This is a genomic window from Leeuwenhoekiella sp. ZYFB001, from assembly GCF_011784865.1.
Taxonomy (GTDB): domain Bacteria; phylum Bacteroidota; class Bacteroidia; order Flavobacteriales; family Flavobacteriaceae; genus Leeuwenhoekiella; species Leeuwenhoekiella palythoae.
In genome coordinates this window covers 2,503,879-2,529,479 of record NZ_CP050460.1, presented here as the reverse complement: position 1 = coordinate 2,529,479, position 25,601 = coordinate 2,503,879, and the positions used below count along the sequence as shown (strand labels likewise).

Genomic DNA, 25,601 nt, shown 5'->3' with positions numbered 1-25,601 from the left:
AGCTTAGTTTTTATGTGCGGCGATCAAGCGATCACGCTCTTCTTTGAGCTGATTGCTAATACCTACTTTATAAATATGTGGATTGTCAAATCGTTTAAATTCTTCGGGTAAAGCAGCAAGTTGTTTTTTGCTGAAAGCAGCCACTTCCTGTACTGATTTTTCAGGATACAAGCGTTTGCCTTCTTGCATTATAGGTTGCAGCATAGGTGTTTGCGTTAAACCTTCAATACTGAGATTTTTAAAAGGTTCAACAGGATGATACATACGAGAAACACTGTTCTCATTTGCTAAAGCGATTGCATCTGCACCTATTAAAGTATGGTCTTCTGTTGAGATTCTATACACTTGTTTTTTATGCGGAAGCGTCACTTTTGAGATACTTTCTGAAATTTTAATGCGTGGTTTACCATTAGCGAAAGAGAGCTTATAAACGCCATCTAAAGCACCGTTGGGTTTACCAATTACGAGATTGGTTCCTACGCCATAAACATCAATAGGAGCATTTTGATTTTGCAAACTTTGAATGACATATTCATCTAACTGATTGGAAGCAGCAATCTTTACGTATGTTAAGTTTGCATCGTCTAGCATCTTTCGGCAGCGTTTAGCAAGGTAAGCCAGGTCACCACTGTCTAAGCGAATTGCAAGCAGCTTTTGACCGCGTTGTTCCATTTCTTTAGCAACAGTAATCGCATTGGGCATTCCGCTTTTTAGGGTGTCATAAGTATCTACCAAAAGCACACAATTTTTCGGTCTGTGTTCTGCAAAATCTCTAAATGCGGTTAGTTCGTCATCATAACTTTGTACAAAGGCGTGAGCCATCGTTCCGCTGATGGGAAAACCATAATCTCTACCCGTGATCACATTGCTGCTTCCGTCAAAACCGCCAATCATAGCAGCACGAGATGCATAATATCCTCCTGGCCCTTGCGCTCTGCGCAATCCAAAATCGAGTAAGGTTTTATCACCGGCAACATTGCGTATTCGGCTCGCTTTGGTTGCGATAAGTGTTTGAAAGTTTAAGGTATTTAGCAGTATAGTTTCAATGATTTGCGCTTCGATGAGGTTGGCTTCTACCTGTAAGACAGGTGCAGTAGGGAAAACGATTTCGCCTTCAGACATTGCATTAATAGTTCCGCGGAAGCGAAAGTCCTTTAAATACGCTAAAAACTCAGGTTCAAAATCGTGTTGCTTGAGGTATTTTAGATCTGCCTCCGTAAAGCGCAAGTCTTCGATGATCGAGATAAGTTCTTCTAACCCGGCGAAAATAGCATAACCACCATTAAAGGGGAGTTTTCTAAAAAAGTAATCAAAAACGGCTTGCTGGTTTTGATTTTTATTAAAATATACCTGAGCCATACTCAACTGGTACAGATCAGTATATGTAGCGGTAAACTGAAACATTCTAACTATTTGGTGAAGTGAAGTTAACATTTTAAGGTGTAATCGCAGGATGAAATGGGTTAAAGTATCGTTAGAATTCGGGCATAAAAAAACCGCTCAGTTAGAGCGGTTTTCCTTATGAAGTCAGGGTTTTAGATCCAGGTGTCTCAAATCTAAGATCTAACTGCCTATTTGATCATCTCATAGGAGCGTTTAACAAAGTTAGTTAAAGCTTCGCCTTTAAGCAAGCCCTGAGATAAACGTGCCAAATCCATAGATTGTGTGATGAGGCGTTCTTGTTTTTTCTTGGTTTTGGTGTTTAAAATCTCACCTACCAGTTCACTATTCGTGTTGACTACCAAGTTATACATATCTGGCATATTGCCCATTCCAAACATACCGCCACCGCCGGTTGCTTGCATTTCTTTCATACGACGCATAAACTCAGGCTGTGTGATCATAAATGGCGCTGAGTTGCTATCCATCGCCTCAAGTTTTACAGTATACGACTTATCATTGATCGTTTCTTCAAGCAAGGTCTTTAGACTTTCTTTTTCATCATCAGAAAGCTTAGAGATTTGCTCTTCATCCTTTTTGATCAGGTTATTGATGTCGTCACCATCTACACGTACAAAGCTGATGTTCTCTTTAGAAGTTTCAAGCTTTTGAAGCAAGTGAGAAACAATTGGCGAGTCTAGTAATAAGACTTCGTAGCCTTTATCTTTTGCAGCTTGAATGTATTGATGCTGCGCATCTTGATTAGAGGCGTAAAGCACAACTAGCTTCCCGTCTTTGTCGGTCTGATTTTCTTTGATCTTCTCTTGAAGTTCAGCAAAAGTGTAGTAAGTATTGTCAACGGTAGGGTAAAGCGCAAAAGCGTCTGCTTTGTCGAAGAATTTATCTTCGCTCAACATTCCGTATTCTATCACTACTTTGATGTCGTTCCATTTCTTTTCAAAATCCTCACGATCTTCATTGAAAAGCGACTTCAGTTTATCTGCTACCTTACGGGTGATGTAGCTTGAGATTTTCTTAACAGCGCCATCGGCTTGCAGATAGGAACGTGATACGTTAAGCGGAATATCTGGAGAGTCAATTACCCCACGAAGCATCGTTAAGAATTCAGGAACGATTCCTTCAACATTATCAGTTACAAAAACCTGATTTTGGTACAGCTGAATTCTATCTTTCTGAATATTCATATCCTGTCCCAAACGTGGGAAGTAAAGAATACCGGTTAAATTGAACGGGTAATCTACATTTAAATGTATATGGAAAAGCGGCTCTTCAAATTGCATTGGGTAGAGCTCTCGGTAAAAGTCTTTATAATCTTTTTCCTCAAGATCAGTAGGCTGCTTAGTCCACGCCGGATCAGGGTTGTTGATGATGTTATCAACCGTTTTAGTTTCTGCTTCTGCATCTTCTGGAGCATCCTCAGGAAGCGGAAGCGTTTCTTCTTTAGTACCAAACTTAATCGGCACCGGCATAAACTTATTGTATTTTGTTAAGAGTTCGCTGATGCGGTTCTCTTCAAGAAACTCTTCAGAATCTTCAGCAATATGAAGAATGATTTCTGTACCACGAACGTCTTTTTCAGCAGGAGAGATCGTGAATTCCGGCGAACCGTCGCACTCCCATTTTACAGCAGGCGCATCTTTATATGATTTTGTGATGATCTCCACCTTGCGCGCTACCATAAAAGCGGAGTAGAAACCAAGACCAAAATGTCCGATAATGCCACTATCCTTTGCGGTATCTTTGTATTTATCTAAAAATTCTTCAGCGCCAGAAAAAGCAACTTCATTAATATACTTCTGAACTTCTTCTTCGGTCATACCAATACCTTGATCGGTAATGCTCAAAGTTTTGGCATCCTTATCGATTTTTACATCAATTACCGGATTGCCATATTCAACGCTGGCTTCGCCAATGTTGGTCAAGTGCTTAAGTTTTAGTGTAGCATCAGTTGCGTTTGAAATTAATTCACGCAAGAAAATTTCGTGATCACTGTACAAGAACTTTTTGATCAACGGAAAAATGTTCTCAACAGCAACATTGATTTTACCTGTAGACATAGTGTATTTAAAATTTTTAAACCGAGTGTTTCGGTTTTAATTAATTATAAGATTGATAGGTGTGAACCATTTTGTGTGGTGCGGATTTCAAAAAAAATACCAAAGCAAATGAAATGACAAACTGACACAACTTTCATTTAAACTGAAAGAACTTTAACTAAAGCTTTTGTTTAACGTCTTTGAAGTAAGATTAAACATTATTTAAATTTACAACAGCTTAAACATTAAGATTATGGCGACTACAAAAAAAGCAACCACAACAAAAAAGGCTCCGAAGCTTACTGCAACTGCGGTAATGACGATGTATATGGAGTACGTGTTAGAGCACGGGCACAAACCGGCTTCGGTATTTAAATTCTGTAAAGATCACAATATTGAAGAGGGAGCGTTCTACAATTTCTTTGGTTCGTTTCAAGGCATCCGTGAAGCCGTATGGGTAGCGTTTTATGATAACACCATTCAAGTTCTTCATAAAAATCCTGATTATGTTACGTATCCTAACAAAGAGAAAATGCTTTCTTTTTTCTATACGTTTTTTGAAGTGTTGACCGCAAATCGCAGCTATGTGCTTTTTGCATTACAAGAACAGAAAAACAGTTTAAAAAGTTTAGCGCAACTCAGAGATTTGCGCTTAAAAGTGCGCGAGTTTGCAAGCGATTTAATCGAAAAGGATAATGAAAATAAGTCGTCAAGGTTAACTAAGAATCCGGTTTCTATTTTTAGTGAAGGTGCTTGGTTGCAGACCTTATTTCTACTGAAATATTGGATGGATGATAATTCGGCACGTTTTGAAAAAACAGATGTGGCTATCGAGAAATCCGTAAACGCCATTTTTGACGTATTTAATACAACGCCTTTAGAAAGCGTTCTTGATTTCGGAAAATTTCTGTTTAAAGAAAACTTTTCAAGAACTAAATAAGAGACGGTATGAAAACGATTGATCACATACCTACCAATAAACTTTCTCGCGCATCACAGCTGGTGAAAACCGGTGTGAAGGTGGGAGGGAACTATGCTAAGTATTATAGCAAAAAAGCCTTTGACTCTAGCATTACACGAGAAACGCTTGATGATGAAAATGCTGAAGATATCTATGACGGACTCAAAAGTTTAAAGGGTAGTGCGCTTAAAGTCGCGCAAATGCTGAGTATGGAAAAGAACATTCTGCCTAAGGCGTATGTTGAGAAATTTTCCCTATCTCAGTTTTCAGTACCGCCACTTTCTGCGGCTTTGGTACGCAAAACATTTAAAAAATATCTAGATAAATATCCTGAAGATTTATACGATACATTCGAGAAAGATAGTGTTAATGCTGCGAGCATCGGTCAAGTACATCAAGCTACTTTAGATGGGAAAAAACTTGCTGTGAAAATTCAATACCCCGGCGTTGCAGACAGCATCAGTAGCGATTTGGCTCTAGTGAAGCCAATCGCTACTCGAATGTTCAATTTAAAAGGAAAGGATAAGGAAAAGTACTTTAAGGAAGTTGAAGAAAAACTGCTTGAAGAAACAGATTATTTGCTAGAGGTAAAGCAAAGTCAAGAAATTACCAAGCAATGCAGTGTGATTGATGACTTAAGGTTTCCCAAATACTATCCTGAGCTATCCAGTGAGCGCATCATTACTATGGACTGGATGACGGGTGTGCATCTTAGTGAATTTACTCAGGTAAATACGGATAAGGAAGCTGCGGACAAAATTGGGCAAGCTTTATGGGATTTTTATATGTTTCAAATGCATCATCTAAAACAGGTTCACGCAGATCCTCATCCCGGAAACTTTTTGGTTGATAATGATCATAAACTTATCGCGATCGATTTTGGATGTATTAAAAAAGTTCCGCAGGAATTTTATACGCCTTATTTTGAATTAGCGAAGCCTGAAAATATTAACGACCCTGAAATATTTAAAGCGAAAATGCTTGAGCTTGAAATTTTAAAAACAAGCGATTCTGCCGAAGAAACTGCGTTCTTTTCTGCATTGTTTCACGAAATGTTAAGCTTGTTCACGAAGCCCTTTCACCTCGAAACCTTTGACTTTAGTGATGAAAGTTTCTTTGCTCAAATTGCAGATTTAAGTGATAAATACTCTAAGGACACCCAACTTCGAAAAATGAACGGGAACCGTGGAAGTAAACATTTCCTCTACATCAACCGCACGTTTTTTGGTTTGTATAACTTGATGCACGACTTAGGTGCCAAAATCAAAGTGAACAATTATAAAAACTATTTAGATTAAGAGATTGAAGATTATTGGTTAGGTTGTTTTGAGAGGCGCACTGATTGGTTGAAGTTGCGCCTCTCTTTTTTTGCCAAATGATCGAGATTAGATAATCGTGTAATCTCTTAATGCGGTTTTAAATGAGGAATTTTTCAATCGCTTTTGCTACCGCGTGTTCTTTGTTAGTGTATTCACTTACATAATCTGCAACATCTTTTACCTCCTGCGCTGCGTTAGCAACTGCAACGCCAAGACCTACATTCTTGATCATTGTAGTGTCGTTAAAGTTGTCGCCAAAAGCAATTACATCACTTAGTTTTAAACCATAGTTTTTATCGATCAAAGTCGCTAGCGCACTGCTTTTATCAATGTTTTTTGGAGTGATCTCCACATACACATCTTTTGAGCGGTAAAAGTGTGCTTCATTACCGTGTTTTTCACGAAGAAGCGCGATCAGACTATCTAAAGCCTTTGGTGAACCCATACACATAATTTTATGCGGTTGTTCGTCAATGGCTTTTAAAACAGCTACGTGCTCGTTAAGCGGCGTATAAACGGGTTCTACACGAGTACTTCTAATTTCTCGCAAAGTCCAGTAATCTGATTTTGCGGTACGCCACGTATCGGTGCAATAGGTGCTGATGTTGTAGTCGTAATCCTGCTGATGTTGAATTACCGTTTCAAGAAAATCAAGAGAAACCGTCTGGCTGTAAAGCTTGTTTCCTTTACCATCTAGCACGAGACCACCATTGTAGCTGATGATCGGGCTTCCCAAACGTCCAATTTTTTCCTGTAAATAATACATTGCCGAAGGCATCCTAGAAGAGGCCAGAATAATCGGGAAATCTTGAGGAAGTTTATTAACTGCAGCAGCAGTTTCAGGGGCAATATCGCGTTTAGCGTTAAGAAGTGTTCCGTCTATATCAGAACACATTAATTGAATTTTCTTTGTCATCCTTCAAAGATAACCCAATGCAGATTTTTGCCGAAAGATTTAAAATGATCTTATCATTTTCTTTTTACAAAAAATGCCACAAGAGCACTTAAAATAAGACCGAAGGCAAGGCTTCCGGCTACAGACTGAATGATGTAGCTTTTAAGGTTAAAGAATGAAGCAGCTTCTTCCGGAGCAATTTTGCCACTTTCTACAGCGTAAGCAATCACATTGTCAAAATACTGAGGCGTAATATAAGTACTGGTGATGTATTGTGCCGGCGCTGCAAGCAGTGCAATAAAGATTGAAAGTATTAAGCCGCTTAAAAAAGCTTGTTTAAATGTGATGATACCTCCGTAAAAATTATTGCGTTTATCACTTAAAGCGAAATAATACAAAATGATCGCCGGAATGTAGAACAGCATGGTGTAGATGTGGTGCATATCAATATGCTCATCGTGCCAGCCCATAAGCCGTTCAAAAACCATCCAAAGGAGTAATGTGAGCGTATAGATCACCGCCCACTTGAGTTCAAGTCTAAAATTTTTCATACGATTAGAAGCTACCAAATAGGGTATTGAAGGTAGTGTAATTCTCTAAAAATTAAAAAAGCTGCCGCAAAAATAATTAGTGGTAAGCCTTTGACTTTTTAGCAGGCTTTAGTTGCTTCTTGATATCATAGCCTAAGCTGCGTAAGCTATTTTCCCAATCAAGACGCGCATATCCCTCTTTGCTGCGATTGTTTTTTAAATACTTAATGCGTTGCAAAATACTCTGAATAAAAAAGCAATCTGTTCTGGTAAGCTCTTCGGTGTTTTTCATCAGAATCGTCAGCAATTTATTAGATTGATCCAATGATGGAGCATCCTTATAATTGGCCACAGTTATAGGAGCAATATCGGTGCGCAACCACGCACGCAGCTCTACTGCAGACATGTTTGTAGATTGGATTAACTCGTTGTGTAGACGTTCTTTAGAAAACAAAATAATAAGGTTTTAGGTTACAAAACTAGGGGTATTCTTCAGGCTCAAAAGGCTGCAATATTAAGTTTATGTAAAGATTAAAACCAACAGATTGCAAATAGTTATTCACAAAAAAAGTCCGGTTGTTAACCGAACTTTTTTACTGTTTGAAGTCTAATACTATTACTCATCTACAAGCACCCAATCGCCTTTATCAAGAAGTGGAATGGCTTGTTTAAACTTCATGGTCTTGTTCTCCCCATTCATCACGTGCTTGATCGTTACTTTATCATTACGGCCTATTTTAGGACGCTCACGGGTGATGGTCTCAGTCACTTGCTGACGCTGAGGTTGCGTGTTGCCACTTGCTGCACGACTTTGTGCGGCACGTTCATCAAGATTAGGAATTTCTTCTTTAGAAGTTTGCGTTTGTTCTGTTTGACGTACTTGACGCGCTTCTCTAATTTGATTTTGCTGCTGAACCGGTAGCTCTCCTTTAAATAAGAAGGAAATCACATCTTTATTCACCTGATCGATCATCTGTTTGAATAACTCAAAAGCTTCAAACTTATAGATCAATAATGGATCTTTTTGCTCGTGCACCGCAAGCTGCACACTTTGTTTCAATTCATCCATCTTGCGTAAATGCGTTTTCCAAGCATCATCAATAATCGCAAGGGTAATGTTTTTCTCAAAGTCGGTAATCAGTTGTTTACCTTGAGACTCATAAGCGTCTTTTAAATTGGTAACGACTTTAAGTTCTTTAGTTCCATCAGAGAAAGGAACCACGATACGCTCATAGTTGCTTTCCGGATTTTCATAGACATTACTAATGATAGGGAAGGCAGTAGCGGCGTTGCGCTCCATTTTTTCTTTGTAGTGCTTTAGCGCGGCATCGTAAACGGTGACTGCAAGCTGTTTTGCAGACGAACTCGCAAATTGCGCTTCGTCAACCGGACTGCTCATCGAGAAGAAACGAATCAATTCAAACTCAAAGTTCTTAAAGTCCTGCGCCATTTTATTTGTTTCGGCGATCACTTCAGAAGTATCGTAGATCATATTGGCAACATCTACGCGAAGACGCTCACCAAATAGTGCGTGATAACGACGCTTGTAAATCACCTCACGTTGCGCATTCATCACATCATCATACTCCAGAAGACGTTTACGTACTCCAAAGTTGTTCTCTTCAACTTTTTTCTGCGCACGCTCGATAGACTTAGAGATCATTCCGTGCTGAATTACTTCACCTTCCTGAAGTCCCATACGGTCCATCATTTTAGCGATTCGTTCAGAACCGAATAATCGCATTAAGTTGTCTTCAAGCGACACGTAGAATTGGGAGCTACCCGGATCTCCCTGACGTCCAGAACGACCACGTAACTGGCGGTCTACACGACGCGAATCGTGACGCTCAGTACCTATAATTGCAAGACCTCCAGCATCTTTTACTTCTTTACTCAATTTAATATCGGTACCACGACCCGCCATATTGGTAGCGATGGTTACCTGACCTGCGTTACCTGCATCGGCAACAATATCGGCCTCCTTTTTATGCAATTTGGCGTTCAATACATTATGCTGAATTTTTCGCATCGAAAGCATTCTGCTCAAGATCTCAGAAATTTCTACCGAAGTCGTACCGATAAGTACCGGTCTTCCGGCTTGTACCAGAAGCTGTACTTCATCAATAACAGCATTGTATTTTTCACGCTTGGTTTTATAAACTTTATCGTCTTTGTCATCTCTGGCAATCGGGCGGTTGGTAGGAATCTCAACAACATCCAATTCGTAGATTTCCCAGAATTCGCCTGCTTCTGTTACTGCAGTACCCGTCATACCCGAAAGTTTGCGATACATTCTAAAGTAATTCTGAAGGGTTACCGTTGCAAAAGTTTGCGTAGCATCTTCGATCTTTACATTCTCTTTTGCTTCGATCGCTTGGTGTAAACCATCGCTGTAACGACGCCCGTCCATAATACGGCCGGTTTGCTCATCAACGATTTTCACTTTATTGTCCATCACCACATATTCGGTGTCTTTTTCAAATAAAGTATAGGCTTTTAACAGCTGATTCATCGTGTGAATACGCTCGCTTTTTACACTGAATTCTCTAAAGAGTTCCTCTTTCTTTTCAGCTTCTTCTTCGGTGGAAAGATTTGCGTTTTCGATCTTGCTGATCTCAACGCCCATTTCTGGCATAATGAAGAAATTAGGATCTTCTTTTCCAGATAAGTGATCGATACCTTTATCGGTCAATTCGATCTGGTTGTTCTTTTCATCAATGGTGAAGTATAATTCAGAATCAATCACGTGCATCTCGCGATTGTTATCTTGCATATAATGGTTTTCGGTCTTCTGTAAAAGTTGACGAATTCCTTCTTCACTCAAATACTTAATCAGCGCTTTATTCTTTGGAAGACCGCGGTATACGCGCAATAGAAGAATAGCACCTTCTTTGGTGTCGCCTGCTGAAATGAGCTTTTTTGCTTCGGCTAAAGTTCCTGTCAATTGTTGACGCTGAAGGCTTACCAGGCTATCAATTTTTGGCTTTAATGCATCAAACTCGTGTTGATCTCCTTTGGGTACAGGTCCTGAAATGATCAAGGGTGTACGCGCATCATCTACCAATACCGAGTCGACCTCATCGACGATCGCATAATTAGGAGCGCGTTGTACCAGATCGTTTGGTGCGTGCGCCATATTATCACGCAAGTAATCAAAACCAAATTCGTTATTTGTACCATAGGTGATATCAGCAGCGTAAGCTTTTCTTCGAGAAGCTGAATTAGGCCTGTGGTAATCGATACAGTCTACTGTGAGTCCGTGAAAGTTAAATAACGGTGCCATCCAAGCGCTATCACGTTTCGCTAAGTAGTCGTTAACCGTTACCAAGTGTACACCATTTCCGGTAAGTGCGTTTAGATACACCGGAAGCGTTGCCACTAATGTTTTACCTTCACCGGTTTGCATCTCTGCAATTTTACCCTGGTGCATAGCTACACCACCTATGAGCTGCACGTCATAATGAATCATATCCCAAGTGATAGGCTTTCCGGCAGCATCCCAGCTGTTAGACCAGATCGCATCATCACCGTCAAGTTGTACGTAGTCTTTTTCTGCGCTTATTTCGCGATCAAAAGCACTTGCAGTAACTTTCAATTGCGGATTATGAACAAAGCGTTTTGCGGTTTCTTTAACCACAGCAAAAGCTTCGGGAAGAATGTCGTTTAGGACTGCTTCGCTAATTTTGTAAGACTCGTCTTTAAGTTTGTCGATCTCCGCGTAGATTTCCTCTTTGCGGTCAATGTCTTCGGTCTCATCAGCTTCTTTCTCTAACTGAAGTAGTGTTGCGTTAGTATCAGAAAGTGCATCTGCGATTTTAGCTTTGAATTCTGTGGTCTTCTGACGCAGCTCATCGTGCGTTAACGCTTCAAGCTGCGCTTCAAAACTTTTAATTTTATCAACAATAGGTTGAATGGCAGCGACATCTTGTTTGGATTTGTCACCTACAAAAACCTTTAATACTTTGTCTAATAATCCCATAATTGGTAGTTCTTTTATCCCAACAAAACCTGTGGTTTCGTTTTAAAGGGAAAAATTAATTTCATGTAATCCTGAAGTCTCAGGAGTTATTTTGATTTTCATTTTTTACGATGAAAATTTCTTTATTCTTCTGAAGAATTTTTAAAACTGAATTCTTCTATTTTGCACTTCAAATTTAAGCAAAAAAAAAGCCTCATTGCGAGACTTCTTTATGTTTAGAATGTTGTAAAATCTAGTATTCATCCTCATTCCAGAGGTAGTCGTCTTCAGACGGATAGTCTGGCCATATTTCGTCAATCGAATCATAAGAGTCACCTTCATCCTCCATAGCTTGTAAGTTCTCAACAACTTCTAATGGTGCTCCCGTTCTAATCGCATAATCAATCAATTCATCTTTGGTTGCAGGCCAAGGTGCGTCGCTCAAATGAGAAGCTAGTTCTAATGTCCAGTACATAAGTTAACGTATTTATTTTTTTGCAAAAATAAATTTATTAACGTAAAATCCAAGAAAATTGAATGTTAATTCAAAATTATTTTTATGAACGTCTGTAATCTATTGTGATTACGAGGGTTAAGCCTAATTTTTCTATGTTTTAACCCTTCTTTTCAGGAATCCATTTAATCTCTTCGGCTTGCAAGTCTTTAGACAACTTCCGTGCCAGTACAAAGAGGTAGTCAGAAAGGCGGTTTAAGTATTTTAGCGCGTTTTCTTCAAACGGAACTTCTTGATAAAGAGCCGTTGCGAGTCTTTCAGCTCTGCGGCATACCGCACGGCTTACGTGACAGAATGACACAGTTTGATGTCCTCCGGGGAGTATAAAATGCGTCATAGGTGGAAGCTGAGCATCCATCGCATCCATTTCCTGTTCTAAAAGCTGGATATCAGCTTCACTTACTTTTTCGATATTCAGGCGCTCTTTGCCATTTTTTAAAACCGCTTTCTCAGGATCGGTCGCCAGAATTGCCCCGATGACAAATAGTTTTTCCTGAATAGAGATCAAAGTAGCTTTGCTATGCGCATCTATTTCCTGATCGCGCAACAAGCCTAAATAGGAGTTGAGTTCGTCTAAGGTGCCGTAGCTTTCAATACGTATGTTGTGTTTAGATACGCGCGTGCCGCCAAAGAGTGCAGTGGTACCTTTGTCTCCGGTTTTAGTATAGATTTTCACAGCTAAAGTTTTTAGGATTTAGATTCGTCTTCGCGCTCTTTCTTAAGATTGAAATAATCTGTTTTAAAATTGCGTTTCCGGCGGTCTCTTAATTTACTTTGATTGCGTTTATTGTTGGCCATAACCGCAAGAAAAAGCACTGCCAAAACCACAATAATGAGAATTGATTGTAAATTATCTGGAATGAAATCGAGCATACGTCAAAGGTACTTAAATTAAAATGGCCAAGGCAATAGCGCTATTCCATTGCGTGTTTAGCATAACTGCGCCATTTTTCGATACAGGCTTCCATATCTTCTGGGATCGCACTGTCAAAGCGCAACCACTCACCGGTTTTAGGATGTTCAAAGCCTAAAGTTTTTGCGTGTAAGGCTTGTCTGGGGAGTACTTTAAAGCAGTTTTCTACAAATTGCTTGTACTTGGTAAAGGTGGTGCCTTTTAGTATCACATCGCCGCCATAGCGCTCGTCGTTAAACAGCGTGTGCCCAATGTGTTTCATATGCACACGTATCTGATGCGTGCGCCCGGTTTCGAGCTTGCACGAGATCTTAGTGACATAGCCCAAGCGTTCTAAAACCTTGTAATGTGTTACCGCTTCCTTACCTTGATCGCCATCTTCGTAAACCGTATTTTGCATACGGTTTTTAGGATGACGGCCTATATGGCCTTCTACCGTTCCTTGATCTTCTTCTACATTTCCCCAAACGATCGCTATGTATTCACGCTCACTGGTTTTATCAAAAAACTGCTTCGCAAGATGCGTCATTGCTTCTTCAGTCTTCGCGACTACGAGAAGTCCGCTTGTGTCCTTATCAATACGATGCACAAGACCGGGTCTACCGCTGCTGTTTTCCGGAAGGTTATCAAAATGATAGATCAATGCATTAATAAGCGTACCGCTGTAATTACCGTGACCGGGATGTACGACCATACCGGCAGGTTTATTCACCACCAGCAGGGTGTCATCTTCATAAACAATGTCAAGCGGAATATCCTCAGGCGTGAGTAAAAACTCATAGGGTGGATGTTCAAAAAGAACCCGAACCACATCATTGGCTTTTACTTTATGATTTTGCTTTACAACTGCTCCGTTTACTTGAATGTTTCCATTTTTTGCGGCTTGCTGAATTTTATTACGCGTTGCTTTTTCAATAAAATTCATCAGAAATTTATCTACACGCAGCGGCTCTTGGCCTTTGCCTGCGGTAAAGCTGTAATGTTCATACAATTCATCATCCTGCTCATCAGGACCTTCCGTCTTAAAATCCTGCATCGTCTAATTCTTCAGCGTCATTTATTACATCTTGTGCAGCATCACCAGAGGTGCGGTAGCTGCCCTTTCCATTACCTACAACCAAATCAATAACTGAGGTTTTACGCAACGCATCACCCACTTTGAGGGTTTTGCCGTCGTGGCGTAGTTCAAGCACTTCGTCAGAGCTTATATGGTCGCGGTAATCAATTTTTCCTATTTTAAATCCTAAAGCAAGCAAGGTTGGTTCTACCTGGCGTTGGGTTCTACCTACCAGCTGTGGAATTTCAATTTTACGATAGCCTGAAGGGTTTAGTACCAGATATATTTTTCGACCTTCTTTTACAAATTTTCCCGCTGCGGGATTTTGCTCGATCACTGAGTATGTAGGATAATCCGGATTGTAGTTTGAAGAGTCGATCACCACATAGTTTAGGTCGGCATTTTCAAGTTCTTGTTGCACTAAGCCTAGAGACATTTTGCTAAGGTCTGGCACGGCGATGCGCTGGTCGTGATTTGTAGAGGCGCGCAGCCAGTACAACAGACCAAATACAAGAAGAACCAGTACCAGTAGCGCCAGCAAGAGCTGTTTTAAAAAGGCTTTGCTGAATATAAATTTAAAGAATCCCATAAAGAGCGATTTTGCGGCTACAAACTTAGTTTAAAATTGGCTGACGCTCAATTGCAATCATTTTTTTTGCCGAGTTTTCCTAAAAATAACGTTCTTTGAAGCCTTAAATTACTCGGTGAACCGAGCTTAAATAAACTTGTTTTTTCAATAGTTGAAGATGATCTTAAGATCGCCTTCTATTAGATAACGTAAAGCTTTCTTTTTTACTATGTCAAAAAAAAATATTGCAGTCGTGATGGGTGGATTTTCCAGTGAGGTGAATATCTCGATCTTGAGCGGAAACACGGTTTGCAAACATCTAGACCAATCTAAGTATAATGTATTTCCTATTCATATTTTAAAGGAAGGCTGGTTTTGTAAACACGCCGATCACCCGCCAATTCCTGTTGATAAAGCTGATTTCTCGATTAATGTGGAAGGCACTAAGATCACCTTTGATTGTGTATTCAACACGATTCACGGAACTCCGGGAGAAGACGGCGTATTGCAGGCGTATCTAAAACTTTTGAAGATTCCGCAGACAGCGTGTAATTATTATGAAGCGGCGCTTACGTTTAACAAGCGGGATTGCATCAGCGTATTGAAAGCCTATGGAATCAAAACCGCAACCAATTATTTGCTGAATAAAGGCGACGTTATTAATGCTACCGAAATTTTAGATAAAGTAGGTTTGCCGTGTTTTGTAAAAGCTAACAAAGCAGGCAGTAGTTATGGAGTTTCTAAGGTTTATGGTGCCGAAGAATTAGAAGGAGCGATCGAAGTGGCGTTTAAAGAAGATGATGAGATCATTATTGAATCTTTTTTAGAAGGAACCGAAGTTTCTGTTGGCGTGATCAATTATCAAGGGAAAGTAATGGCGCTTCCTGTTACCGAAATTGTTAGCGACAATGACTTCTTTGATTATCAGGCAAAATATGAGGGTAAATCACAAGAGATCACTCCGGCAAGAATTACCGATGCGCAAACCGAAGCCGTACAACGCGAAGCAGAAAAAGTCTTTAAGATCTTAAAATTAAAAGGCCTCACCCGAGCTGAATTTATTTTCCACAATGGCGCCCCGCACTTTTTAGAAGTGAATACCACACCGGGGTTGAGTCCTGCGAGTATCATCCCGCAGCAGGCAAAGGTAGCGGGGATTACATTGCCAGATTTGTTTGATAATGTTATTGAGCAGGCAATGAATGGTGAAAAGTCTCAGTAGGCAGTCTCAGTAAATAGTAGGCGATCTAAACTCAGCTTTTATTGCCCCCGCAATGGACTGAATATTTTATAAGCATTAGGTAACGCTACCACAAACTTTAAACACTTCAGTTTTTGTACCTTTAATTTTGAATTTGAATTCTCATTTATGAAACGCGCAGTATTTCCGGGATCTTTTGATCCGCTTACTTTAGGACATTATGATATCATTGAGCGAGGCTTAAAGCTTTTTGATGAGATCATTTTAGCGATCGGGGTGAATGCTGATAAGAAATACATGTTCACTTTAGAGCAGCGGGAAGGCTTTTTAAAAGAGTCCTTTAAAGATGAACCCAAGATCAAAGTGATGACTTATCAAGGTCTTACTGTTGATTTTTGTAATGCGACAGATTCCGGCTTTATTCTTAGAGGATTGCGCAATCCGGCGGATTTTGAATTTGAAAAGGCTATCGCGCATACTAACAGAAAATTGGCGCAAATAGAAACAGTGTTCTTACTCACTTCTTCGGGTAAAAGTTACATTTCTTCATCTATTGTGCGGGACGTTATTCGCAATGGCGGCGACTATACGGGCTTAGTGCCAGACGCGGTTCGCGTGTGATTTTTGCAACATGTAAGCATAACTAAGGTCATTACTGCAGAGACCTGACTATGCTATCAAAATTATTTTTTGCTTTTATCCTCTTGCTCAGCACGGCAGTTTACGCACAACAATCACAAGGAAAAGTGTATGCTGAAGATAAACCGCTAGAAGGCGTGTTGATCATCAATAAAACCCAAGACTTGATGACTTCTACCAACCGTTGGGGGGATTTTGAGATCGCCGCACAGTTGGGTGATTCTTTGATTTTTAGCTATTCGTTTTTTGAAACACAAATTCATCAGGTAGAAGCATATCAACTAGAAGAAACTTGGGTGGTTGAACTTCAGGAAAGTAGAAATGAATTGGATGCTGTGACCATTACGGCAACCAACAAGGTGAAAGAGTTTCGGGTGAAAGAATATGATAAGAATTTTAACACTTGGTTGCAAAAAGATATTCAAGAACACCCTGAATTGTATAGTCCCGGTCCTAGCGGTTCTGGCATTGATTTTATCGCTATCGGAAAAATGGTATGGAATTCGATTAAAAAAGACAAAAAAGAAAAAGCCGAAGATCCCAATCGCTTTAGAATTTTAAAACTGGGAGAACTTGAAGCTTTTTTCAAAAAAGATGCATTTTTTAATCAGGATTTACTACGCAATCAACTAGCCGTGACCCAAGAAGAAGAGCCGCTGTTTTTTGATTATTGTCTGGAGCAGCAGGTAGATGCACGCTTATTGCAAGATAAAAATGAGATGCGTTTTCTGGAGTATTTAATAAAAAGAAGTGCCGAATTTCACAAGTTGAACGCAACGAATTAAACTAACTTCGCAACTTAAAGCAAGCTGATGCGAATACTTATTTTACTTACAGGAGTTGTCACATTGATGATGGGTAATGCTTATGCGCAGAACACCTCCGGAAAGGTTTATGCAGGGGATAAGCGTGTTCCCGGGGTGCTGGTGCAAAACCTTACGCAGAACAAAAGTACGACCACGACAGACGAGGGAGATTTTAGCCTGGCGGCCCGCTTAGAAGACTCTTTAGTGTTTAGTGCCCCATTTATGGAAACGCAGGTGTTTGTGGTAGAGCAATATCAGCTGGAAAAGGTTTGGGTTGTGGAGTTGAAAGAGAACTTAAACGAACTGGACGAAGTACGCCTCACTGAAGCACCTAAAGAAAAACCTTTTGATGTGCGCGTCTACGATAGTATTTTCAATAGTAGAATTCAGAACGACATCAAAAAGAACCGCCAACTATACCGCCCGCCCAACAGTACCAATGGTGTCGATTTTATGGAGATAGGACGCCTTTTTATGAGCTTGTTTAAGAAAGACCCTTCCAAGCAAAAGGAAAGTTATGCGCCTATAACGTATAAACAATACCGTGTGCTCTTTGCTACCGATGAATATTTTAATCGGGAATTTTTAGTGGAGCAATTGGGGATTGATGCGTATTACCACAACCTGTTTTTTGAGTATTGCGACGCCAAGCAACTTCCCGGCAATTTGTTAGAACCTGAAAACCAACTGGACCTTTTAGACAAATTCATTGAACTCGCCGATAGCTTTGAAGCCGAACTCAACGAATTTGGAGAAAATGGTATGAAACTTCCCGAAGGAAATTAGAATAGATCGATGTTCAATCCGGCGTAAAAATTCACAGGTTCTCCGGGATAGTAGTAACGTGGCGCTGCACCACCAAAACCGGTCGCGTTGGGTAGTACCTGTGCTGCGTAATTGGTGTCAAACACATTATTAACTCCCGCAAAAAGCTGGGTTTTTACTTCATTAAAAAGCGTAAAATTATAATCACCACGTAGGTTTACAAGGTTGTAGGCGTCGCTATAAAGACTGTTGGCATCATCCAGTGGAATGCTTCCGGTGTGGCGGTAATTGATGTTGATCTTAAAACAATTTTGAAAAGCCACATCCAGACCTAAATTGATCACTTGATCAGCGACTCCGGTGAGGTCATTTCCATTGAAATTCTCGTCGTTATCTACAAATTCATCAAATGAATAATCGTTGATCGCTAAAGATCCGTAGGGTTGTAATGACCATTCCGGTGATAACTTACCGCGATAATGTACAAAGAATTCAATCCCGTTATGGTCTGTGGCTCCGGCATTGCGTCCTACATATTGATCATCGCCCACACGCTCGGCAACCAGTAAATTAGTAACCTGAACCGTGTATAAACCGAGTTCGGTATAGAGTTTTTTATCCAGCCATTGGGCTTTTAATCCCAACTCATAATTCATTCCGGTTTCGGGTTTGATTTCCGGGTTGATCGCGCCTTCCGGAGTTAAAGTTTCGGCAACCGTGGGGAGTGAAAATCCACGACTTACCGAGGCGTAAATAAATTTATCGCTAGCGGCTTCATAACTCAAACCTGCTTGCGGCAAAAAAATGCGAGGGTACGTGTACACCCCACTGTTGTCAATATTGGCTTCGTTGAGGTAATCATCCAGGCGGTATCTGCTGTGGTTGTAATTCAGACCTACATCTGCTTTAAGCTTCGGTGCAAGTTGCAGGCTTAATTGAGCAAAAAGGTTGAGGTATTTGCGGTCCTGTTCTTGATTACTAAAACGGTCGCCTTGCAGGCTTCCATTGCCATCATTCTCTTCATATAAATTATTGAAAAGCTGCGCCTGATAATGCTCATCAAAATATTCAACCCCAATACTGCTTTTTGCAGGAAGGTTGAAAAGGGAAAATTGAGATTTTAAGGTGCTGCGAATTCCAAAGGCAAAAGATTCTTCATCAAGAATATCAAAAGGCCGCGGTTCATACCCGTCACGGTAATTTGCAAAAACACTGGTTTGCCACGTATGGTTGGCGGTAATATTCCATTCGTAAGAAAGTCCGGCTAAGGCTTTATCATACGACTCATAGCCCTTCGCTTGCCCCCACGTGAATGCTGCGTCTTCAGGACTGTTATGTAAGGTTTCTTCGTTTACAGAACTCGGTATGAAGGCTTTTACCCGTGTATAGTTTCCGAAGAAGGTTAGCGCACTGGCGGCATTGATCTGAGTTCTCGCAAACCCGGTTAAGGTGTTTCGGTTGTAGTTGCTATTCGCTCTAAAGCCGTCTTTCTCCAGATGATTATAGCTTACAAATCCAGCGGTTTTGTCATCAGCGAGTGCTGCGGTGATTCCGCTTTTAAAAAGACCATAAGCGCCTGCTAATCCATTTAATTTGATCGTGCTGCGTTCTGGTTTGATCACCGAAATATTGATCGCTCCGCCCAGGCCTGCGCCATAGCTACTACTGGCAGGACCTTTAATAATTTCCATACGCTCGATCAAGTTGAGGTCAATATCTTCTAACGTGGTTTCACCTTCGCCGGTAGTCAGCGGGATCCCTTCAATATAGGCCTTTACACGGTTTGTGGAATATTGACTGCGCGCTCCTAAACCTCTGATGCTGATGCGGCTCGTATTGAGCGCACCTTGCTGCATCTGAATTCCGGGATTTTTATTGAGCTCGTTAGCGATAGAAAGTTGGTCGCCGCGCTGAAAATCTTCAGCAGCAATGACATTTACCGCCGCGGGAATGCGTTGCAATTTATCTTGAATAGGGGTGGAGGTGATCGTGATTTCACCTAAGGTATTTCGAACTAAAACAGAATCTGCTGCTGTTTTCTCTTGAGCAAATGCACATCCAGAAAACAACAGCAGACCAAAAAGAATATTTTTCATAAAGTACTCGATAATCGAGGGTGGAAATTCTGATGAATTTCAAAAATACTAAAACGTATTCCTATTGGAGCCACTAAAAACTAAAACACCAAGAGGCTTGATTTGTGTGGAATTATTCTGCGGAAACACGCCAGATCACTCCGCCATCATCATCGTTTACCAATAAGGAACCGTCTGGCGTTACTGTAGTAGCCACCGGGCGGCCGTACACTTCATTCCCGTTTTCATCAGGAACAAAACCAGTAAGGAAATCGGTAGGTTCTTTTGGGATCCCATTTTCAAACGGAATAAATACGACTTTATATCCTGAGAAAGGCTCGCGGTTCCAAGAGCCGTGCTGACCTACAAACGCCCCATTGCGGTACATTTGTGGGAATTGTTCTGCGGTATAAAAGGTAAAACCTAAAGATGCGGTGTGCGGTCCTAAAGCAACATCAGGCATAATCGCTTTGTCTACTAAATCTTGATGCGGATCATCTTCCCAGCGTGGGTCGTTGATCTGCCCATAGTAGCTGTATGGCCAGCCGTACCATCCGCCTTTTTTAACGCTGGTCGCATAATCAGGAACCAAGTTATTCCCCAATTCATCGCGTTCGTTAACTGCAGTCCACAGTTCGCCCGTCACCGGATTCCAGTCCATCCCCACAGGATTTCGAAGTCCGGCTGCGTAAATGATCTCTCCGGTTCCGTCAGGATTTACCTCAAGAATATTGGCGCGACGCTCTTCTTTCTCCATTCCTTGTTCGCCTACATTACTAGCAGATCCCACCGAAATATAAATTTTATCTCCGGCTTCGTTGGTGATGATATTTCGCGTCCAATGGTTATTATAACCACTTGCAGAAAGCTCAACTATTTTTTCGCCTTCACCTTCTAATTTGGTTTGCCCTTCGGTGTATGGAAAGCGGTATAAGCCATCAGTGTTTGCGATGTAAAACGAACCGTCTAAAACCAGCATTCCAAAATTCTGATTTAGATCTTCTTTAAAGATATAGCGCTCATCTACTTTACCATCGCTGTTGGTGTCACGCAATAAGGTAATGCGGTTGGCGCTGTCCTTAGTGTTGGACTCCGCTACAAAAATATCGTTATTTGGCGCTACATACGTCCATCGTGGATGTTTGAGCGAGTCGGCAAAGCGTTCTACTTTAAAGCCTTCGGCAGCAGTAGGTGTTGTTCCTGAAGGCCAAGCCACGATCTTACTTTCTTTGGTTACCGATTCTGAGGCAAAAGGAGCAGGCAGTTCTAAAGGACCCACCGTAGTTTCAACGGTAACGGGACCGTTATCGGCGAGTTCTTCTTGCTCGCTTTCGGGTACACTTTTATCATTTTTACAACCTGCCAAAGCAAGAACTCCGGCTAAAATATAGAGGGATGTTTTCATAGTTAGTGATTTTATACGAAAATAAGACTTTAAGTCGCTTGGTATCTGCTGTGCTGCCGCATTAATATAAGTTTAACGGCACTATCTGAAGTTGAGGCTTTTCGAAATCCTTTGCGTATTTATTGCGAATGCACTAGTTCTTGAAGTCTTAGCGGATACGATGCTTCAAGGCTTGTCCTTCCGTTAAAAAAGGCTATTTTTGCAGCCAAAATGAGAAACGGATTAACCTGCTAAATCACAGCATTTTCCATTTTACAAACACACAGGCTTTTTGCACAAAACTACTTCATGAAAAAGGTATTCAACTTATTTGATCTTACCCAAAAGGTCAATTACAAAACCGAAATTCTTGCCGGTCTTACCGTAGCGATGACGATGATCCCTGAATCCTTGTCTTTTGCGATCCTTGCCGGTCTGCCGCCTTTAATGGGCTTATATGCTTCGTTTATCGCGGGATTGGTCACTGCGATTTTTGGAGGTCGTCCCGGGATGATTTCAGGTGGAGCAGGAGCCACAGTGATCACGCTGATCGCATTGATGAATTCACACGGCTTAGAATATGTTTTAGCTGCCGTGGCACTTGCAGGAGTGATTCAAGTGTTGATCGGACTGTTTAAACTGGGGAAGTTTATTCGTCTGGTGCCGCACCCGGTGATGTTTGGGTTTGTAAACGGTCTTGCGATCGTGATCTTTATGTCGCAGATCAAACAGTTTAAAACTTTGGTTAATGGCGAGGTTGCTTGGTTAACCGGTACGCCTTTATTGATTATGGCGGGTCTAGCCGCACTTACGGTATTGATCGTTATTTTTCTTCCGAAATTGACCAAGGCTGTCCCTTCTTCATTGGTGGCGATTATTGTGGTTTTTGCACTTGTGTATTTCTTTGGAATTGATACCAAAACGGTGAAAGATATCGCTTCGGTAAGTGGTGGTTTTCCTCCGTTCCATATTCCTGAAATTCCTATTTCTTACGAAACCTTAAAAGTGATCGCACCCTATTCTATGGTGATGGCGGCAGTAGGACTTACTGAAGGTTTACTGACTCTGAATCTTGTAGATGAGATCACACAAACTAAAGGGGACGGAAACCGCGAGTGTATCGCTCAGGGAAGTTCTAATTTACTTAACGGCTTTTTCTTCGGAATGGGAGGTTGCCCGATGATCGCACAAACCTTAGTGAATCTTTCCGCGGGATCCAGAGCGCGTTTATCAGGTATTATCGCTGCATTAACTATTTTGATGATCGTATTGTTTGGTGCGCCGGTGATCGAGAAAGTTCCTATGGCGGCACTCGTAGGGGTGATGATTATGGTTGCGGTAGGTACCTTTGAGTGGGCGACGCTTCGTATTTTCAACAAAGTGCCTAAAAAGGATATTTTCTTGGTGATCATCGTGGCTGCGATTACGGTGATTCTACACAACCTTGCGCTGGCCGTATTGGTGGGTGTGATCCTTTCTGCCTTGTTTTTTGCATGGGAAAGTGCTAAACGCATTAGAGCTAGAAAATATGTAGATGATGAGGGTACCAAACATTACGAGATCTACGGACCATTATTTTTTGCCTCAACGACTAATTTTACTGAAAAGTTTGATATTCTGAATGACCCCAACAAGATCATTATTGATTTTAAAGAAAGTAGGGTGGCAGATATGTCAGCTATCGAAGCTTTAAACGTCGTCACCAGTCGTTATCATAAACTTGGTAAAACAGTTTATTTACGACACTTGAGTCCTGATTGTCGTCGTCTGCTGAAGAACGCCGAGGCGATCATTGATGTAAATATTATTGAAGATCCTACGTACAATTTGGTAGGGAATGATGCTAATTAAACGCATTTAAAAAGCCGATACGTAAAGTATCGGCTTTTCAATTTTTGGTAGTTAGTGCAAGCGCTTAGTGCTTGTTCTGTTGGTCTTTGATGGTTTTCTCATCAATATCCACCTTGTTGGTTTTCTCGTTTCTATTTCCTGTAGGATTCGTTGGGTTCTTTTGATCTACAGTACGTTCAAATTTCTTATCCATAATAGTTATCTTTTTTGTTGAAAACAAGATACGAAGCGCAGCTGTTAATTAATGGTAAGAACTTGCTAAAAGCGGGTTAATACTCAGGATCTTATACTTTTTATGAACGGTTCTATCCCGTCTAAACCTTTTTCGGTAAGGGTTTTAATGAATGCTGAACCTATAATGGCGCCTTTTGCAGTTTGTGTTGCAGCCTTAAAAGTTTCTTCATCTTTGATCCCGAAGCCTACGATCTGTGGATTTTTAAGCTTCAATGCAGCGATGCGCTCAAAATAATCGGTTTGCACACTGCTGAAGCCCGAAGTTTTACCTGTAGTACTCGCGCTACTCACCATATAGATAAAACCATCACTTGCTGCATCGATCTGTCTGATGCGCTCATCTGAAGTTTGAGGCGTGATCAAAAAAATCATTTTAAGACCGTATTGTTCAAAAGTAGCTTGATAATGCTCTTCATATTCCGCAAGCGGAAGATCTGGCATAATGAGTCCGTCTATCCCTATTTCGGCACAAGTAGCGCAGAATTTTTCAACACCATACTGAAGCATCGGATTAAAATACCCCATCACTATCAATGGGATATCTACGGTTTTCCTGATGTCTTTGATCTGATCAAAGAGCTTGGCGGTGGTCATTCCGTTTTTTAGGGCTGCAGTAGAACTCTCTTGAATCGTTGGTCCATCTGCCAGCGGATCGCTAAACGGCAAACCAATCTCGATCATATCAACACCAGCTTTCACCAGTTTTTCAATAACCGTTGTAGTATCTTCCAACTCAGGATAACCTGCGGTAAAGTATATAGAAAGCAATTTTTGGCTTTCCTGTAATTTCTTATTTATTCTGTTCATATTTTTATTCTTTAGTCATTTCCGCGAAGGCGGAAATCTTTCCCAATTCATTTCAAGTTATCATTATGTTTTCTACGGAAACCTCATTCGTTCAGCATCCAACTCAGATCGTTCCAATCAGGATTCATTTCGTTGATTAGATTTTCTTTCTAGGCTCGATTCCATTTTTTGAGCTGTTTCTCTCTTTTAATGGCATTTTCGACATAAGGGCTAGATTCAAAATAGAGGAGTTTTTCAACATTGTACTTTCCTGTAAATCCTTTATTGCTTTTTTGTTTATGCTGTTTAAGTCTTCTTTTTAAATCACTGGTAACTCCAATGTAAAGCACTGTGTGGTTTTTATTTGTAAGAATATATGTGTAGAATAATTCTTCCATTTAAAATGTGTGCTTACATTCAAGGAATTTCCGCCTTCGCGGAAATGAAAAATTCAAACACGCTTAAGCGAGTTTGAAGTAATCTATAAAAGTACTTAGATCCTTATCTCCTCTACCGCTCAAATTCACGACCACGACATCATCTTTTTTAAACTTGCGCTCTTCAAAAATGGCCAAAGCGTGAGACGATTCGATTGCGGGAATGATACCTTCCAGTTTGCATAATTCAAGACCGGCCTGCATCGCATCGGCATCGGTGATGCTGATGAACTCCCCACGGCCGCTTCTGAATAAATGCGCGTGCATAGGCCCAACACCCGGATAATCAAGACCTGCTGAAATAGAATACGGCTCTGTGATCTGTCCGTCATCGGTTTGCATCAACAAGGTTTTGCTTCCATGAATGATGCCCTCTTTACCTAAGGCCGAAGTTGCAGCACTTTCCCCGGAATGGATTCCTTTCCCGGCTGCTTCTACAGCGATAATACCCACTTCGGGAGTGTCAAGGTAATGGTAGTAGATCCCGGCAGCGTTACTTCCGCCGCCCACGCAGGCCACTACATAATCGGGATTTTCTTTGCCTTCCTTCTCCAGTAATTGCTTTTTTACTTCTTCAGAGATCACACTCTGAAAACGCGCTACCATATCCGGATACGGGTGTGGACCTACCACACTACCAATGATATAATGCGTATCAGTCGGATTATTGATCCAATCCCGAATGGCTTCATTGGTCGCATCTTTTAAGGTTTTGCTACCAGATTCTGCAGGGACTACGGTGGCGCCAAGCATTTTCATTCGCGCTACGTTAGGCGCCTGTCGTTTAATGTCTATTGCACCCATATACACAATGCATTCTAAGCCCATCAATGCACATACGGTAGCCGTAGCCACCCCGTGCTGACCGGCACCGGTTTCGGCGATGATGCGGTTTTTACCGAGACGCTTGGCCATTAAGATCTGACCAATGGTATTGTTTACCTTATGCGCTCCCGTGTGACACAGATCCTCCCGTTTGAGGTACACTTTTGTTCCGTACTTTTCAGAAAAACGCTTGGCATAATACAATGGCGTAGGGCGACCTACATATTCTTTTAAAAGCGCCTTGAATTCTTCTTGAAAATCCGGTTCCTGCATTACTTTTAAGTAATTCTGACGCAGCTCTTCTACATTAGGATATAGCATTTCTGGGATGTAGGCCCCGCCAAAATCGCCATAATATCCTTTTTCGTTTACATTGTAGTTCATAATTCTATTTTGATATTTCCGCCCTTCGGCTATCGCTCAGGATAAACTAAAGCGGAAATCTT

The 25,601-nt window shown here is 41.0% G+C and carries 24 protein-coding genes; 7 read left to right on the top strand and 17 right to left on the bottom strand.

Annotated features, from left to right (window positions below; all coding sequences use genetic code 11):
* Positions 1-3 precede the first annotated feature (3 nt).
* Together HCN54_RS10800 and htpG are read right to left on the bottom strand one after the other, a co-directional pair.
* A complete protein-coding gene (locus HCN54_RS10800; RefSeq protein ID WP_167597811.1) occupies positions 4-1,404 on the bottom strand; it encodes a nicotinate phosphoribosyltransferase in 1,401 nt (466 codons plus the stop codon).
* Between the two features lie 167 nt (positions 1,405-1,571).
* Entirely contained in the window at positions 1,572-3,458 is a 1,887-nt protein-coding gene (gene htpG / locus HCN54_RS10795) for a molecular chaperone HtpG (RefSeq protein ID WP_167597810.1), read from the bottom strand.
* Positions 3,459-3,690: 232 nt separating this feature from the next.
* Here htpG and HCN54_RS10790 point away from each other — a divergent pair, with 232 nt between their 5' ends.
* Positions 3,691-4,377, top strand: a complete 687-nt coding sequence (locus HCN54_RS10790) for a TetR/AcrR family transcriptional regulator (protein WP_167597809.1) — start codon at positions 3,691-3,693, stop codon at positions 4,375-4,377.
* 8 nt (positions 4,378-4,385) lie between these two features.
* Positions 4,386-5,696: an ABC1 kinase family protein gene (locus tag HCN54_RS10785; RefSeq protein ID WP_167597808.1), complete on the top strand. Its 1,311-nt coding sequence runs from the start codon at positions 4,386-4,388 to the stop codon at positions 5,694-5,696.
* Positions 5,697-5,814: 118 nt separating this feature from the next.
* On the opposite strand, the gene HCN54_RS10780 is transcribed toward HCN54_RS10785, so the two are convergent.
* The 9 genes from HCN54_RS10780 to HCN54_RS10740 form a co-directional block, all read right to left on the bottom strand.
* Positions 5,815-6,612, bottom strand: a complete 798-nt coding sequence (locus tag HCN54_RS10780) for a Cof-type HAD-IIB family hydrolase (protein WP_167597807.1) — start codon at positions 6,610-6,612, stop codon at positions 5,815-5,817.
* A 74-nt stretch (positions 6,613-6,686) separates the two neighbouring features.
* Positions 6,687-7,163 carry a DUF4199 domain-containing protein gene (locus HCN54_RS10775; RefSeq protein ID WP_167597806.1) on the bottom strand — a complete coding sequence of 159 codons (477 nt, stop codon included), beginning with the start codon at positions 7,161-7,163 and terminating at the stop codon, positions 6,687-6,689.
* 76 nt (positions 7,164-7,239) lie between these two features.
* Positions 7,240-7,548 carry a hypothetical protein gene (locus HCN54_RS10770; RefSeq protein ID WP_128755753.1) on the bottom strand — a complete coding sequence of 103 codons (309 nt, stop codon included), beginning with the start codon at positions 7,546-7,548 and terminating at the stop codon, positions 7,240-7,242.
* Between the two features lie 210 nt (positions 7,549-7,758).
* Complete coding sequence (secA, locus tag HCN54_RS10765) at positions 7,759-11,121, bottom strand: preprotein translocase subunit SecA (protein ID WP_167597805.1); 3,363 nt, start codon at positions 11,119-11,121, stop codon at positions 7,759-7,761.
* A 232-nt stretch (positions 11,122-11,353) separates the two neighbouring features.
* Complete coding sequence (locus tag HCN54_RS10760) at positions 11,354-11,575, bottom strand: DUF2795 domain-containing protein (protein ID WP_009781131.1); 222 nt, start codon at positions 11,573-11,575, stop codon at positions 11,354-11,356.
* 139 nt (positions 11,576-11,714) lie between these two features.
* Positions 11,715-12,290 carry a cob(I)yrinic acid a,c-diamide adenosyltransferase gene (locus HCN54_RS10755; RefSeq protein ID WP_167597804.1) on the bottom strand — a complete coding sequence of 192 codons (576 nt, stop codon included), beginning with the start codon at positions 12,288-12,290 and terminating at the stop codon, positions 11,715-11,717.
* 11 nt (positions 12,291-12,301) lie between these two features.
* Entirely contained in the window at positions 12,302-12,487 is a 186-nt protein-coding gene (locus tag HCN54_RS10750) for a hypothetical protein (RefSeq protein ID WP_072980323.1), read from the bottom strand.
* Between the two features lie 41 nt (positions 12,488-12,528).
* The gene (locus tag HCN54_RS10745; RefSeq protein ID WP_072980321.1) at positions 12,529-13,563 is read right to left on the bottom strand and encodes an RluA family pseudouridine synthase; all 1,035 of its coding nucleotides are present in this window, start codon (positions 13,561-13,563) and stop codon (positions 12,529-12,531) included.
* Positions 13,550-14,173 (bottom strand): PASTA domain-containing protein, encoded by a 624-nt coding sequence (locus HCN54_RS10740; RefSeq protein ID WP_072980319.1) that lies wholly within the window; start codon positions 14,171-14,173, stop codon positions 13,550-13,552. The genes HCN54_RS10745 and HCN54_RS10740 overlap by 14 nt, the downstream gene beginning before the upstream one ends.
* Positions 14,174-14,381: 208 nt before the next feature.
* Between HCN54_RS10740 and HCN54_RS10735 the strand changes: the two genes are divergently transcribed.
* The 4 genes from HCN54_RS10735 (at position 14,382) to HCN54_RS10720 (ending at position 17,584) form a co-directional block, all read left to right on the top strand.
* Positions 14,382-15,374 carry a D-alanine--D-alanine ligase gene (locus HCN54_RS10735; RefSeq protein WP_167597803.1) on the top strand — a complete coding sequence of 331 codons (993 nt, stop codon included), beginning with the start codon at positions 14,382-14,384 and terminating at the stop codon, positions 15,372-15,374.
* 147 nt (positions 15,375-15,521) lie between these two features.
* On the top strand, positions 15,522-15,974 hold the full coding sequence (gene coaD, locus HCN54_RS10730) for a pantetheine-phosphate adenylyltransferase (protein WP_072980315.1): 453 nt from the start codon (positions 15,522-15,524) through the stop codon (positions 15,972-15,974).
* 50 nt (positions 15,975-16,024) lie between these two features.
* On the top strand, positions 16,025-16,777 hold the full coding sequence (locus tag HCN54_RS10725) for a hypothetical protein (RefSeq protein WP_167597802.1): 753 nt from the start codon (positions 16,025-16,027) through the stop codon (positions 16,775-16,777).
* Positions 16,778-16,804: 27 nt separating this feature from the next.
* Positions 16,805-17,584 (top strand): carboxypeptidase-like regulatory domain-containing protein, encoded by a 780-nt coding sequence (locus HCN54_RS10720; protein WP_167597801.1) that lies wholly within the window; start codon positions 16,805-16,807, stop codon positions 17,582-17,584.
* Here HCN54_RS10720 and HCN54_RS10715 read toward each other — a convergent pair.
* Positions 17,581-19,659 carry a TonB-dependent receptor family protein gene (locus HCN54_RS10715; protein ID WP_167597800.1) on the bottom strand — a complete coding sequence of 693 codons (2,079 nt, stop codon included), beginning with the start codon at positions 19,657-19,659 and terminating at the stop codon, positions 17,581-17,583. The genes HCN54_RS10720 and HCN54_RS10715 overlap by 4 nt on opposite strands.
* A gap of 112 nt (positions 19,660-19,771) precedes the next feature.
* The gene (locus tag HCN54_RS10710) at positions 19,772-21,043 is read right to left on the bottom strand and encodes a PQQ-dependent sugar dehydrogenase (protein ID WP_167597799.1); all 1,272 of its coding nucleotides are present in this window, start codon (positions 21,041-21,043) and stop codon (positions 19,772-19,774) included.
* 288 nt (positions 21,044-21,331) lie between these two features.
* On the opposite strand from HCN54_RS10710, the gene HCN54_RS10705 reads away from it, so the two are divergent.
* The gene (locus HCN54_RS10705) at positions 21,332-22,873 is read left to right on the top strand and encodes a SulP family inorganic anion transporter (RefSeq protein ID WP_167597798.1); all 1,542 of its coding nucleotides are present in this window, start codon (positions 21,332-21,334) and stop codon (positions 22,871-22,873) included.
* Positions 22,874-22,937: 64 nt separating this feature from the next.
* Here the strand turns inward: HCN54_RS10705 and HCN54_RS17540 are convergent, their stop codons facing one another.
* The 4 genes from HCN54_RS17540 to trpB all read right to left on the bottom strand — a co-directional run bounded on the left by HCN54_RS17540 (position 22,938) and on the right by trpB (position 25,539).
* Complete coding sequence (locus tag HCN54_RS17540) at positions 22,938-23,066, bottom strand: hypothetical protein (protein WP_262490495.1); 129 nt, start codon at positions 23,064-23,066, stop codon at positions 22,938-22,940.
* 83 nt (positions 23,067-23,149) lie between these two features.
* A complete protein-coding gene (gene trpA / locus HCN54_RS10700) occupies positions 23,150-23,914 on the bottom strand; it encodes a tryptophan synthase subunit alpha (protein ID WP_167597797.1) in 765 nt (254 codons plus the stop codon).
* Positions 23,915-24,063: 149 nt separating this feature from the next.
* Positions 24,064-24,291, bottom strand: a complete 228-nt coding sequence (locus HCN54_RS10695) for a GIY-YIG nuclease family protein (RefSeq protein ID WP_317171965.1) — start codon at positions 24,289-24,291, stop codon at positions 24,064-24,066.
* Between the two features lie 63 nt (positions 24,292-24,354).
* The gene (gene trpB, locus HCN54_RS10690) at positions 24,355-25,539 is read right to left on the bottom strand and encodes a tryptophan synthase subunit beta (protein ID WP_167597796.1); all 1,185 of its coding nucleotides are present in this window, start codon (positions 25,537-25,539) and stop codon (positions 24,355-24,357) included.
* Positions 25,540-25,601: the final 62 nt, after the last annotated feature.